This is a genomic window from Streptomyces sp. NPDC051104 (assembly GCF_040682835.1).
In the GTDB taxonomy this organism is placed as follows: Bacteria; Actinomycetota; Actinomycetes; order Streptomycetales; family Streptomycetaceae; genus Streptomyces; species Streptomyces cynarae.
Window position 1 is genome coordinate 1 of sequence record NZ_JBFBBS010000080.1, and the last position, 13,482, is coordinate 13,482.

At 66.5% G+C, this 13,482-nt stretch carries 10 protein-coding genes; 1 reads left to right on the forward strand and 9 read right to left on the reverse strand.

The genetic code is table 11. From position 1 onward, the window contains the following. Positions 1 to 95: 95 nt before the first annotated feature. From AB0N14_RS38620 to sbnA, 9 genes are all read right to left on the reverse strand, one after another. The gene (locus AB0N14_RS38620) at positions 96 to 1,334 is read right to left on the reverse strand and encodes an MFS transporter (RefSeq protein ID WP_366030383.1); all 1,239 of its coding nucleotides are present in this window, start codon (positions 1,332 to 1,334) and stop codon (positions 96 to 98) included. A 535-nt stretch (positions 1,335 to 1,869) separates the two neighbouring features. Next, the gene (locus tag AB0N14_RS38625; RefSeq protein WP_366030384.1) at positions 1,870 to 3,162 is read right to left on the reverse strand and encodes an ATP-grasp domain-containing protein; all 1,293 of its coding nucleotides are present in this window, start codon (positions 3,160 to 3,162) and stop codon (positions 1,870 to 1,872) included. Further along, a complete protein-coding gene (locus AB0N14_RS38630; protein ID WP_366030385.1) occupies positions 3,150 to 3,899 on the reverse strand; it encodes an alpha/beta fold hydrolase in 750 nt (249 codons plus the stop codon). Before AB0N14_RS38630 ends, AB0N14_RS38625 begins: the two co-directional genes overlap by 13 nt. Further along, the gene (locus AB0N14_RS38635) at positions 3,889 to 5,640 is read right to left on the reverse strand and encodes a non-ribosomal peptide synthetase (protein WP_366030386.1); all 1,752 of its coding nucleotides are present in this window, start codon (positions 5,638 to 5,640) and stop codon (positions 3,889 to 3,891) included. The genes AB0N14_RS38630 and AB0N14_RS38635 overlap by 11 nt, the downstream gene beginning before the upstream one ends. Positions 5,641 to 5,642: 2 nt before the next feature. Next, a complete protein-coding gene (locus tag AB0N14_RS38640) occupies positions 5,643 to 6,626 on the reverse strand; it encodes a TauD/TfdA family dioxygenase (RefSeq protein ID WP_366030387.1) in 984 nt (327 codons plus the stop codon). 19 nt (positions 6,627 to 6,645) lie between these two features. Beyond that, the gene (gene asnB, locus AB0N14_RS38645; protein WP_366030388.1) at positions 6,646 to 8,463 is read right to left on the reverse strand and encodes an asparagine synthase (glutamine-hydrolyzing); all 1,818 of its coding nucleotides are present in this window, start codon (positions 8,461 to 8,463) and stop codon (positions 6,646 to 6,648) included. A 1-nt stretch (position 8,464) separates the two neighbouring features. Then, positions 8,465 to 9,694 carry a hypothetical protein gene (locus AB0N14_RS38650; protein ID WP_366030389.1) on the reverse strand — a complete coding sequence of 410 codons (1,230 nt, stop codon included), beginning with the start codon at positions 9,692 to 9,694 and terminating at the stop codon, positions 8,465 to 8,467. Next, entirely contained in the window at positions 9,691 to 10,698 is a 1,008-nt protein-coding gene (sbnB, locus tag AB0N14_RS38655; protein WP_366030390.1) for a 2,3-diaminopropionate biosynthesis protein SbnB, read from the reverse strand. The genes AB0N14_RS38650 and sbnB overlap by 4 nt, the downstream gene beginning before the upstream one ends. 33 nt (positions 10,699 to 10,731) lie before the next feature. Then, the gene (sbnA, locus tag AB0N14_RS38660) at positions 10,732 to 11,724 is read right to left on the reverse strand and encodes a 2,3-diaminopropionate biosynthesis protein SbnA (RefSeq protein WP_366030391.1); all 993 of its coding nucleotides are present in this window, start codon (positions 11,722 to 11,724) and stop codon (positions 10,732 to 10,734) included. Positions 11,725 to 12,010: 286 nt separating this feature from the next. On the opposite strand from sbnA, the gene AB0N14_RS38665 reads away from it, so the two are divergent. Continuing rightward, complete coding sequence (locus AB0N14_RS38665; RefSeq protein WP_366030392.1) at positions 12,011 to 13,048, forward strand: helix-turn-helix domain-containing protein; 1,038 nt, start codon at positions 12,011 to 12,013, stop codon at positions 13,046 to 13,048. Positions 13,049 to 13,482: the final 434 nt, after the last annotated feature.

Below are 13,482 nucleotides of genomic sequence, written 5' to 3' on the forward strand. Positions count from 1 at the left end.
CGCAGCGCATGCGATGACCTGTCCCCACACGGCGAGGGACATATCGGGCACCCAGCCGTTCACGGCGACGACGTCAGACCACAGACGAATCGAGGTTAGGCCGCCGTCGCAGCGCTTCCCGCGTTCGCTTCTGCGGCCTGCTGGGCAGCAGTGGTGCGCCGTTCCACGGCCGAAGCGAGCATCATCTGTCCAGTTGCTGCGATGAGGCAAATGGTCGCGCAAGTGGTCCACAACGCGGCCGAGCTGATCGCGAGAAGACGAGCGCCAAACAGCGGAGCAATCAACCCAGCAACCGCGGAAGCGAAACCATACAGGCCGCTATAACGACCACGGAGGTGAGGTGGCGCCATGCCAACAGCAATGGTAGAGCCAACCGTTGTCACGGCGATCTCGCCAAGAGTCCACACGACCACGGTTGCTGCAAATCCACCCACAGATGATGCGAGGATGGTGAGGCCGAATCCCGTACCGGCGAGGCAGATTCCGATTGCCGAAACCTTACTATGGTTGAGGCGGCCAAGAAAATTAACAACAAGCGGCTGCAAAACCACGATAATCACGCCATTAGCAGCCATCACTACGCCGTACGCCGAGGGCGACTGCCCTCCATGCTTCATGACCATTGGCAGAGTAACCAGGGATTGAAGGTAAACAAAGTTATATCCCAATGTAACAAGAGTGAAGCCTACCATCGCACGGTCACGCAACACTTCTCGAAAGCTTCCCGCCGCCCGAGGTGGGGCCTGGTCCCTTGTTTCACGCAGCGCGAACCACGCCAACACGCCAAATATTGCACAGGTGGTCGCATCGATCCAAAACATCCAGAGGTACGAGTTTGCGGCAAGGGATCCGCCAGTAAGCACACCTACTGTGAACCCGATATTGACTGCCCAAAATAGCAGCCCGAATGCGCGTGGGCGCAGCGGCGACGGGACCAGATCGGCAACCAATGCACTCGAAGCAGGCCGATAGATGTCTATCGCCAACCCGAGAAGAAACATACTGATGGGTATGGCAACTAGCGAGGTGCTGTAGCCGAGCGACAGCATGCACACTGCGGTGCTCAGCATTCCTATTGTTAGGGTGGCCCTCCGACCTATCTTGTCTGTGAGCCAACCCGCAATGAGTTGCGAGAATAGTGCACCGAGCCCGAAGACCGTTATGATTGCCCCGGCCGTGACCGGCGATAGACCCCGAGTGCCCGTCAGGTAAAAGGCAAAGAACGGCTGAACCATTGTACCGATGCGATTCAGGAGCGTGCCACTCCACAGAACCCAGTATGGTTTAGGCAATCCAGCCATGCCGATAGAAGGAGAAGAATTTGAGTCGGGCATAACTAGTTTCGGAATTCCTTCCTTGTCATGGGCTACTGCTTCGGTGTGCCATGGGTGGGAGGGCCACTGCCGAGGGCGCCAATACAGCAATCAGCGTCAACCACAAAGATCCGAGGAGCATCACCGACAAAAGCAGAGAGCGGGGGTTGCGCCTATCGGGTCGGCACGGTAGGCAGCCCCAGCACCTCCGAGACCAACGCTGCCGGAAACCCATTTCGGTGACCGAGAAGACACCGCACATGTCCGACGGCAGCGGGGGCCGCAGCACGCTCATAGGATCACTCTGAATGGCGCCTCCACAACACGGACCGGGCGCCGCGCCGGCGGCGGGGGCGGACCGTCCACCGGGTCGACGATCCAGGCGTAGGGGATCCCGAGTCGGTCCAGTGTCTGGTGGCCCTCGGCCAGCTTCGTTCCGATCAGGACAGCCTGGCCGGTCGACCGCGCGTCGGTGTGTTCTGCACTCATCTTGCGACAACGCTCCGCAATGGTTGCGTCCGACTGCGACAGACCCCGGGTGAGCCCACGGACAGCTTCAGCCCGCGCTGACGGCGACCGGCTCGATGCTCGCCGCGTACATCGCGGCCTCGATCTCCCGGATCCGATGCACGGCGGCGCCCAGCTGCTGCTGGTCGTCGGCCGTGACCAGGACGACGCCCGCCGCACTGACCAGGTCCCGGGTGATCTGCTGCGTCTCACCGAGCGCGTACCGGTAGTCGGCGTGGATGACCCCGTCGACGCGGAAGAACTCGTCGAGCTCCACCTCTCGGACGACCTGGCCCTCGGTCCTGGCGATCAGGTACACGTAGGCGGCCCGCTTGGGCCGGGTGGCGGACTGGTCCGCATGCCGCGCGTACCCGGTGAATCGCTCGGGATGGAGTGCGGCGTCGACCAGCAGGCCGAGCTGCGAGTGCCCGAGGCAGGTCTCGATGACATAGGGATCGGCGCCACCCGCGAGGCGCGCGCCCACCTCGATCAGCACCGGGCCGTCGCAGGTGAGCATCACTTCGGCGTGGAACGGGCCGTTGACGATGCCCAGCGCGCGGCACACGTCGCTCACATACCGGCTCAATTCCTCGAAGCCGGGGTCGCCCGGGCAGAACAGGTACTGGGTGTCGTAGAGGGGCGCTCCGGCGTGGTCGACCTTGTCGGACCGCCAGCCCTCGGTGAACACGCACGTGCCGTCGCCGACGACCCCGTTCAGCACGTACTCGGTGCCCACCAGGAACTCCTGGCACACCGCCGCACTGTTCGGCATCCCGAACATGTCACGGCGGGCCAAGATGTCCTTCAGCGCGGACCGGGCCTTTTCGGCCGACCGACACACGAATACCCCGTCCGTCGCCGCGCTGCGCAGCGGCTTGACCACCACGGGGTAGGCGTTCCGTCCGGCCAGCCAGGCATCGAGCTCGCCGGTGTCCGACACCCGCGCCTGCGCCGTACTCGCCAGACCGGCCTGCCGGAGCCGCTCCTGCATCTCGTACTTGTCACGGCGGGCGGTGGACAGGCCGATGTCGTTCCGGAACGGGAGCCCGAGCCGGTGCGCCAACTGATCGGCGAGCAGGACACCGCCCTCACTGCCCACCAATACCAGGCGCACAGAGGCCGCACGCAGGGTGCGGACCAGTCCGTCGATGTCCCCGTCGAACGTCAGATGCCGGTCGGCACGCGCCGCGGCGAACTCGTTGTCACGGGCGTAGTACTCGATCGGCCCTGACTGGATGTGGATCACTGGGTACCCGAGCGCCTGGAAGGCGCCGATCAGGTACCGGCCGCCCGAGTAGGCGTCCACGACGGCGATGTGTCCCTTGCGCGTCAGCGTGGGCATGACGGCCCCCTCATCTCTGTTCCGTCCGACGGCTCGGGACCGCGGCCGAAGATCTCCCGCAGAGTACCGGTAAGCGGCATCGGATTTGACTGCCAGTAGAAATGGCCACCGTCGAACCGGTGGAAGGTCACAGGTGCCGACGCGTGGCGGCGCCAAGCCGGCACCCGCTGTTTGGTCATCGCCTCGTCGCTGCCGTAGCACACATGCAGGGGCACGTCGATCGACGCATCGGCATCCGGACGGTAGGAGTGGTGCAGTCGGTAGTCGGAGCGGATGAGCGGTAGTGTCTCGGCGAGGAAGCTCCGCGCCAGCAGGCTGCTCCGTACGCCGCCGAGGTTCTCCAGGTGCTCCAACAGCTCCTCGTCACCAAGCTCGAAATAGCGCTGTCGGGCGGCGGGCGAAGCACTTGGGGGTTCGGCGCTGGAAATCACCAGCGCGTCGAGCACCACCCGGCGGCGCGCCGACAGCAGACGGCCGACCTCGTAGGCGAGCGATCCGCCCATGCTGTGTCCGAAGAGGCCGATCCGCCTGCCGACCGCCTGCTTTTCGATCTCCTCAACCAGCCCGGCGACGGCGTCCGTGAACGACCCGTAGCAGGGCTCCTCGTCACGGGTGAAGTGTCCGGGGTACTCCAGCGGCACCCACGTGAACACCTCGTCCAGCGTGGCCGTCCAGGACAGGTACTGGTGGCTACCGCCGCCTGCGTGCGGGAGACAGAAGACCAGATCAGCGCTCATGCCCTGCCACTCCGGCCGAGCTGCGCGCGGCTAGCAGCACGGCGAGCTTCCCGATGGTCGGGTTCTTGATGACGTCCGCCAGCTCCAGTTCCACCCCGGTCCTCGTCCGCAGGAGCACGATCAGTCGCATGACCGCGAGGGAATCGCCGCCGACCGCGAAGAAGTGCGTGGCAGGGTCGGTGACCTCCACGTTCAGGACCTCACCGAAGACCTGCCGGACCACCTCCTCAGGGTCGTCCGCAGGCCCGGCCGTGGCGGCCGCGGACGCCTCGGCGGCGGGTTCGCCGGCGGAGCGCGAGCGCCACAGCGCGCGCAGCGCTTCGTGGTCCCGCTTGAAGTTGGTGGTCAGCGGGAGTTCGGGCACCACCATCCAGTGCGCGGGAACCATATAGTCTGGCAGTGCGTCGGCGAGCTGCGCGCGCAGCGCCTCTGCGTCGGGCGGCGTGGCAGCATCCGAGGGGACGACCGAGGCGAGCAGCTTGTGGCCGGTCCCGGTCTCGACTGGGGTCACGGCGGCCTCGTGCACTCCGGGCAGGTGGCGGAGGCTGTGCAGGATCTCCTCGGGTTCGATCCGATAGCCGTTGATCTTGACCTGGTCGTCCACCCGGCCGACGAACTCCAGCGCGTCCGTGTCGACCGCACGACGCATCAGGTCCCCGGTCCAGTAGCAGCGCCGACCGTCGAGTTCCCGGAACGCCCGTGCGGTGAGTTCGGGTTCGCCGAGGTAGCCGAGCGAGAGCTGGGCGCCGCCGATGACCAGTTCGCCCTCTTCACCGTCGGGCACAGGGTGGCCTTCGGCGTCCACGATGGCGCAGTCGACACCGGGAAGCGGTCGGCCGATGTTCGGCCGGTCCCCGGCGACGACCTTGGTGATCGAGGTGTTGACGGTGTTCTCGGTGGGTCCGTAGACGTTGTAGGCGGACACGTCCGAGGCGGCCACGGTCTCCCACAGCTCGGCGTCGAACCGCTCACCGCCGACGATCAGCAGACGCAGCGCCGTCGCGCGGGTCAGGAGCCCCGCCTCGATCAGGACCCGCAGATGGGACGGGACGAAGTCGGCGTTGACGATCCGGTGCTCAGCCAGATAGGCGATCAGCCGCTCGGGCGAGCTGCGCACGGCGTCGCCCAGCACATGGACCGCGTAGCCGTGGGCTGCGAGCGCGAGGCGTTCGATGGAACTGTCGAACGCCGTCGAGGCCACCATCGCCACCGGCCCGTCGAGCACACCTTCCGGCTGGTAGATGAGCCGCTGGTGGTTGTCGACGAGCGCGTTCAGCGCATCGTGGGAGATCTGTACGCCCTTGGGGGCACCGGTGCTGCCGGATGTGTGGATGATGTACGCGACTTCTCCGGGATCGCCCTCACGGCCCTCGGCGCTCCGGCGCGCGGTGACGGTCAGGCTGCCGTCCTGCTCTTCGACGACCGCGTCGGCGGCTGTCTGCAGCACCCGCCCGATGCGGTTCTGTGGCCAGGCGAGGTCGACCGGTACGTACACACATCCGGCTCGCCACACCGCATAGGGTGCTGCCACGGCGTCGACGCCCCGGGCGACGAGCACGGCCACCCGCGAGCCGGGCGCGGCGACGTCACGGATGCGTTCCGCGAGGGCGTCGACCTCCCCGTCCAGTTGACGAAGCGTCAGTGATCGGGTGTCGTCGACCGCGACGACGCGGTCGGGGTGGGTGGCGGCGAGGGCGGAGAGCCGCTGGTCGAGCGTGGGTCGGCGGTCGTTCGGCTGCACTGTCACTCCTTGGTGAACTCGATCGGGTCGATGAGGGCGACCCTGATTTCACGGGCACCGGTGAACGGCCTGCGGCCGTGGCTGATCAGCATGTTGTCGCCGATCAGCACATCTCCCTGCTGCCACGGGAAGGCGACTTCGGACGCCGTGATGGCGGCGCGGACGTGCTCGACCAGGTCGTCGCTCAGCTCGGTGCCGTCACCGAACAGGGCGTTACGCGGCAGACCCTCGACGCCGAGGCTGTTCAGAAGCGCCTGGCGCATGGCCGCGTCGAGGTTGGAGGAGTGGAACAGGTGGAGCTGGTTGAACCACACCTCCACACCGGTCCGCGGATGACGGCGGGTGGCCGGCCGCTGCTGCTCGGTCCGCAGGTGGTCCTTGGCGACCCAGATGAAGTCGATGGCGTTGCGCCGGCAGTACGCCTCGACCTCCGCACGGTCATCAGTCTGGAAGGCCTCCTGCCAGGAGAGGTCGAAGCCGCCGTCGAAGTTGCGGACGTAACGCACACCACGGCTGCGCAATTCGTGGAGGGCGTTGGGGTCGAGCCGTTCGAGAATCCGCCTGTTGCACGCGATGGGCGTCTCGCCGCCGGTCTCGGCCGGGCGCTTGGCGAAGAACAGGATCTTGCCCGGCACCGTCAACTGAAACGAGTTCTCGCTGTGGGAGGCGATGGTCTTTGCCGCAGGGTACTCGGTGCTGGTGTAGACGTTGCCGGCCTTCCGGCTCCGCTTCGTCGAGCGCTCCTGGTACTGCAGCTCCTGCTGGGCCAGCGAGCTCACCAGGGCGGAGAACTCCTCGTCGTCGGCGATCCCGAAGCCGCGGAAGAGCAGCGCCCCGTAGCGCGTCAGGGCCTCCTCGACCTCGCCGTCGAAGAACTCGGCGATCTCGGCGGACTCATGGCGTGGGCTCGCCATCGTCAGGTGCGGCTGCTCGCCCAGCCCGTCCACCGGACCAACCTCGTACCTGCCGCTGCGGGTGTCGTTCAACGTTCTCGTCTCCTTCGTCTCATGAGGCGTGGAAGAGGGCCACGGTGGGCTCCGCGGTGTCCGCCTCCGGAGGGCCGTCGAGGCCGAGTCGGTGCCAGCGCTCCAGCATGTAGAGGGTCCAGAGCGCATAGCTGTGCTCGGGCCGGTAGGCGGTGACGAACTGCCGCAACCGGTCGGGGGCGAAGTAACCCCGTTCCAGCGAGGCCTCGGACAGCAGCGTGTCGGTGATCAGGGGGCGCAGCGTGCTGGTCAGCCACTCCTCCAGCGGCACGGCAAGTTCCTGTTTCCGTCGCTTGACCGTGCTGGGCGGCAGGTACCGGGCCGCGACCTGTTTGAGGATCTGCTTCTCAACACCGGACTCGAGGTTCAGTTCGGCCGGGATACCGCGGACGTACTCGACCAGGCTGTGGTCGAGCATCGGGCTACGGGGCTCGACGGAGTGGGCCATGGCCATGCGGTCGATCTTCACCAGCTGGGCGTCGGACAGCCAGAAGGTGGCGTCGACCTGCATGGCCCGTTCCAGGTCGGAGGCCGACTCCTCGGTACGCGCGAACCGGTCCCGCAGGTAGTTGCGCGGGAACTCCGGCAGGCGGTCGCGGAACTGCGGATGGTAGACAGCCGCCTTGACGTCTCCGGGCACACCGTCCGACAGAACGGACTCGTAGCGGTCGGCCAGGTCTCCGGTGCGCTGCGATGCCTGCAGGCGCTGGTACCGGGCGTAGCCGCAGAACATCTCGTCGGAGCCGTCCCCGGTCAGTACGACCGTCACATGTCGGCTCGCCAGCTCGTACATCGCCCAGGAGGCGATGGCCGAAGGGAAGCCGTACGGCTCTCCCATGTGCCGCAGGATCAGGTCGCCGACGTTCCGGGCCTCGTCGGGCCGCACCGTGCGGTAGTGGTGCCGGGTTCCGCAGTACGCGGCGACCGCCTCGGCCTCACGACGCTCGTCGAACTGCGGTGAGTCGAAGCCGATCGAGAAGGTGTGCAGGCCGTCACCGAGCGTGCGGCGGGCGAGCGCGACCACCAGCGAGGAATCCAGTCCACCGCTGAGCATCGCGCCGAGCGGAACCTCCGACTTCAGCCGGTCCGTGATCGCCTGCCGCAGCAGCGCGTCAACTCGGTCCACGATGTCCTCGGTCGGCGTGCCGCGCAGCGAACCGTCGAAGGGCCGGGTCCAGTAGGTGCGCCGGCGGATGCCCTCCCGGTCGACGACCATCATCGTCGCGGGCGGCAGCTTGGACGCGCCGCGATAGATCGTGTGCGGAGCCGGGATGACGCGGTAGCTGAGGTACTGGTCGACAGCGACCGGGTCGACCTCGCGATCGATGCCCGGACAGGTCATCAGCGCCGGAAGCTCGGAAGCAAAGGCCAGCCCGCCGCCGCTGGGCTCCCCATAGAACAGGGGCTTCTTGCCGAAGCGGTCGGTGACCAGCAGAAGGCGTTCCCGTGCCGTGTCGTAGAGCGCGATCGCGAACATCCCCGACAGGTGGTCGACGAAGGAGTCGCCGAACTCCGCGTACAGCTCGGGCACGACGTGCGCGTCGCTGGTCCCTGTCACCGTACGGCCGCGCGCGGCGAGCAGGGTGCGCAGGGCGCGATGGTTGTAGATCTCCCCGTTGACCACGCAGGCCACCGAGCCGGCGGCGTCCCGGGCCGGCTGCTCGCCACCGACCAGCCCGATGATCCGTAGTCGGGCGATCCCGAGCGTGGCGGCCCCATGCCGGTGAACCGCAGTCTCGTCCGGCCCCCGGTGGCGCATCGCGGCGCACGCCGCACCGACGAAGTCCGCACCGACGGGTGGCCGTCCGAAGACCACCTGTCCCGCAATACCGCACACGTCAGGCCTCCGAAAGGTTGAACCGGCGCTTGCCGCGACCCGACCGCAGCTCCTGCAGCGAGATCGGAACGACCGCGATCGCCCCCACCAGACCTGAGTCGATCATGTTCGCGACATCGGGCGCTGCCGCCCGTACGGCTCCGATCAGCGCCTGCCGCTGCTCGTCGGTGATCCCCTCACTGACGATCCGCACGCACAGCGTGCCGCCGTCTTCGCTCACCTCGAAGGGACGGCCCGGGAACACCCGCGCGACGGCCTGGCCCAGGTCGTAGCTGCTGATGCGCTCGCCGTGCTTGACGTCGCCGTTGACGCGTCCGAGCAGCCGCTCGCAGGTGGTGACCACCCGTCCGTCCACCTCGGTGCGGGCCAGCCCGGAGACCAGGTCTCCGGTCACGTAGCGCACCGCTGGGAAGTAGTCGCGCGCGAGGGAGGTCAGCACCAGGACTCCGTCGCCGTGGTCGCGGCACCGCGCGGGCTCGCCGTCGACCGGCGAGGGATCCATGACCTCGGCGATGATGTGATCGTGGAAGACGTAGCGTCCCGACCGGGTGTCGAGGTACGCGATCGCGCCGATCTCGATGCTGCCGAGGATGTCGAGGACGTCTTCCACCCCGATGCCGAAGCGCGTCGCCACATGTTCCCGCCAGGCTGGGGGGGCCAAGTCGCCGACGACGATCACCTTACGCGGCCGGGCGGTGAGCCCCGGCACGGCCTGGAGGATCTGGTCCAGGATCATCGGCATGGTGAACAGCACGTCTGGCTGCCAGGCATTCAGCTTGGCCACATGCTCCTGAAGCGGCGACATGAAGTCGATGTCCCGTGCGTCCAGCCCGAGGTCCAGGAAGACGCGGCGAGCCGACGCGGCCGCGTGGCCCGTGCCGAGGTCGGCGACGGCCACCGCCCCCTTGCGTAGAGGTGCCAGGAAGTCCGCGAACAGACGACGGCGCTGGGCGACATAGGCGTCGTCGTCACTCGCCGAGTACTGGATCGCCTTGCGGAAGCCGCCGGATGTGCCGGACGTCAGGAACGTGTCGGCGTCGGGAAGTGCGGGCGCCCCGTAGTAGTGCGCCTCCAGCACCGTCTGGTCAAGCAGCGGAAGACTGTCCAGGGCGTGCGACGCTGCGCCGCTGCGGCGCACCAGGTCCGCGTACCACGGAAAGCGGCGCATATGGCCGGTGACCAGCCTCTCGATCGCCGCCTGGTCGTGGCCGACGGTTGCAAGGTCGGTCACGCGCGCTCCCACCGCTCGGCCCGCCCGAAGAAGTCCGGCACCGAGGTCACGGCCCCCTCGTCCGAGGCCACCTGGTAGACGTGCCGCCCCACGGAGAGGTCGAGGACTCCGAGGCCGAACGGCGAGACGATCTGCGGCCGGTCCGGCTGCGGCTTGATCTCGCCTAGCAGGACCTGGGCGATCGTCCCGTCGATGAAGTCCCGGTGTCCGACGGCCTGTTCGGCGAGGTGCGGAGAGGTATTGGCGGTCAGGCAGTGGTCGATGTCGTCCACGACATTGCGCGCGGCCAGGATCACCTCGGGCGACAGGTCGCGCAGAGAGATGTTGAGGATGCACTGCCCGGGCCGCAGCCAGTCCGGATCGGTGAGCCAGGGCTGCGCCGCCGTTGTCGCGAGCACCACCAGATCGGCGCGTCCGAACGCCGCGGCGATGTCCGTGGCGGCATGCGCGGGCACCTCGGCGCGGCCGATGTGGTCGGCCAGCGCCTGCGCGTAGGTCTCGTTGAGGTCGTAGACCTCGCAGCCGCCGATGGCCCACTGCTGGTCGAGGAGGAAGTCTGCGATGGTCCGGCCGAGCACGCCAGCGCCGACGAACAGCACCCGCGCCGCGCTCTTGGCGCCCATGACGCCTTCGGCGGCCAGCACGGCGGAAGCGGCCGTGCGCGCCGCGCTGATGTGCGACGACTCAAGGCAGGCGAAGGGGTAGCCGGTCGCGAAGTCGTTGAGGACCAGGACCGAGGAGGCGCGCGGAAGATTTTTCTCGATGTTGTCCGGGAAGCTGCTGATCCACTTGATCCCGGCCAGGTCGTGCTCCGCCAGGAACGCCGGCAGCGCGATAATGCGTGCATTCGGCTTGTCGGGAAACCTCAGGAAGTGGCTGCTCGGATTGACCGAACGGCCGCGGTGGTGCTCCAGGTACGTCTCCCGGACGGCGTCGACGACGTCCGGGCGCCGCTCCTCGATGATCCGGCGCACGGTCGGGCCGCTGACTATGTCGAATTTCATGGCTTTCCTCTTCTGGGGTGCTTGGCGCGGTCGCTATCGCAGACTGGCTTTCAGCTCGTTGTCCAGCGCCATCGGAATGAGCGCTTCCGAGCCATACCAGGACCTCACCCAGTCATCGTCGTAAACGGTGTCGACATAGCGGTCTCCGGTGTCGGGAGAGAGCGCGACGACCACCGACCCGGGTTCGATTTCCGAGCGCATGGAGAGAATGGCCGCGACGATCGACCCCGTCGATCCGCCGGCGAGATAGCCGTAGTTCCTGGCGAGCATTCGGCAGCACCGGATCGCGTCGAACTCGTCGATCTGGACATGCCTGTGCGCAGAGCCGCGGGCAAAGAGCGGCGGAGGGGTGCTGGCGCCCAGCCCCGGAATGCGGCGGGCCTGTGGCAGACCCCCAAAAGTCACCGATCCTGTCGCGTCGACCGCGATGATCCGGGTGTCCGGGGAATGCTTGCGGAAGTGATCGAAGCAGCCCGTTAGTGTACCGGATGTCCCGACCCCGACGAACAGGTAGTCCACTCGCGGGAACTGGTGGAGAATTCCCGCCGCTGTACCCTCGGCATGGGCTGCGGGATTCGCCGGATTGGTGTATTGGTTCAGCCATACGATCTTCGGGTCGTCCTGCAGGCACTGCTGGACGACCGCGAGCCTGGACTGCAGATAACCGCCGTTGCCGTCCCGCTGGTCGACCCTGATGACACAGGAACCGAACGCACGGATCGCCGCCAGCGAGGTGCGCGATATGTTCGGGTCCACGACGCAGGTGAACGTATAGCCTTTGATCGCGGCAATCATGGCGAGCGCAATACCGAGACTACCCGAGGAGGACTCGATGATATGTCCTCCCGATTCCAGGCGTCCGCTACGCTCAGCCTCCTCGACCATTCTCAGGGCGGCTTTGAGTTTTATCGACCCGGCAAGGTTGACGCCTTCCAGTTTAAGATGCACGTCACATTTCTTGAGTAACTCGGGAAGACTGAGAAAGTGGTGCTCACTCATGATTTCATAAGCGTTCTTGTACAACAAGCTGCGCCTCTTTCACAACGGCATCCGGAGACAGTCGACCGGGTCGGACCGTTAATTCATTCGCCTATGTCGCGACGACTCCATCAATGCATTCAAAGAAAGCCGACAACTACAGTCAGTGACCAGTCGAGATCGGACAGTGAGATGGGCGCCGCAGGGGGTGGCGATGAGCCAGGCTTATAGTTAGGCAAGCTGTAAGTGCGTCAGATAGAAGAATGGCCGTGCTCGGGGGATGGTTCAAGATCAACACCCCGTCGCATCGCCGCACGGCGGGAGAGCGAGGGGCATGCCCACGGACCTACAAGATCACCACCCGATCCTCGACTCCGACGCGCGTATGGTCTATCGCCACCTGGCCGCCCACGGGTCGGCTTCCATAGAGGAAGTTTCGGCGCAAACCGGTCTGCCGCCCACCACAACGTCCCGGGTCTTACGGACGCTGCGTAAGTACCATTTGGTCGAGCGCGATGCCGACAGCCAGGCAAGGCTGGCGGCAGTAAGTCCTGATGTCGCCAGAATCCAGGTGGTGACTCCGCTGCTCCGCGAGATCCAGCAGCTTGCGGACCAGGTCGACCAAGCCCACGAGCTGCTCAATGACGTGAACGCGGACTACGAGCAGTCCGTCCGGAGGTCGGCCATCGAGTTCCTCCCCTCTGCGGACTCCGCCAATGCCGTCATCGACGAACTGGTCGAGAAGTCACAGGAGGAGGTTCTGCTCTCCTGCCCAGGCAACGTTCATTCGCAGGCGGACTTGGATGCCGTGCAGGCCCGTGCGGAGTCGCTGCTGCGCCGCGGTGTGGTGATTCGGTGCCTTTACCAGCACTCGGCCAGATTCACCTCGGGAACAGCCGAGCACGTCAGCTCGATGGTCGAGATGGGAGCTCAAGTACGCACTCGGAGCGACGGGTTCATGAAGCTTGCGGCCTTCGACCAGAAGGCCGCGCTGATCGAGCAGGCGGCAGCCGCGAACAAGTACGTCCTGGTACTCGATCGGAGTGTCGTCACGTTCATGCGGCGGTCTTTCCAGCGCGCCTGGTCGCGCGGGACGCCCTTCAGCGGCGGCTACCAGCGTGCCGAGATCGAGTCGATTTCCAGAGACATCAAGGAGACGATCATCCATCTCCTGGTGGAGGGCATCGAGGACAAGGTCATCGCACGGCGGCTCGGAATATCCCTGCGCACGTGCCAGCGGCATATCGCTGAGATCCTGCAGGTTCTCGGGGCGAGGAACCGGCTGCATGCCGGATACCTCATCCGCGATCGCGGGCTGCACTCACCGGATAGCCACCAGCCGGCCGACGAACCCGGGGACTCGCCAGACTGACCCCCTTCGGTGCGAGGTTCAGGAGGTTCAGGTCGCCGCGGTTCAGGCCCTCCGGCTCGGTGACCTCGGAGTGCGGAAGAGTGCGGATCGGCCACCGCCCGCTGTCCCGGCAGTCGTTCGGCAGGATGTGACAGCTCAGCGCCCAGGTGGTCGCCATCGACGGGCCACCCCGCCGGTGCGGCCGACCGCACGCGCGGTGAGACCGGCAAGAGTTCCTCGGTGGCCACCAGACCCGCGTTCCGCGTAATTCGGAGCCTCTGGCGCAACGGCATGCCCACTGGCCTGCGGTTTCGCCTTGTCGGGCGCCGCAGGCCGTTTCTCTAGTGCTCGACGTTTCCCCAGGTCGGGAGGGGTTCTGCGAGTGACCCTGAAGGCGCTGGGAGGGGGCCTCGGGTGAGCCAAGCCTGGTGCCACGATAGGGGCGCAGGGCCATG

What these genes read in the sequence shown, in the direction of transcription:
- AB0N14_RS38630 (WP_366030385.1), bottom strand. Translation starts at nt 3,899, where the DNA reads ATGAGCGCTGATCTGGTCTTCTGTCTCCCGCACGCAGGCGGCGGTAGC.
- AB0N14_RS38625 (WP_366030384.1), bottom strand. Translation starts at nt 3,162, where the DNA reads ATGCCCACGCTGACGCGCAAGGGACACATCGCCGTCGTGGACGCCTAC.
- sbnB (WP_366030390.1), bottom strand. Translation starts at nt 10,698, where the DNA reads ATGAAATTCGACATAGTCAGCGGCCCGACCGTGCGCCGGATCATCGAG.
- AB0N14_RS38620 (WP_366030383.1), bottom strand. Translation starts at nt 1,334, where the DNA reads ATGCCCGACTCAAATTCTTCTCCTTCTATCGGCATGGCTGGATTGCCT.
- AB0N14_RS38665 (WP_366030392.1), top strand. Translation starts at nt 12,011, where the DNA reads ATGCCCACGGACCTACAAGATCACCACCCGATCCTCGACTCCGACGCG.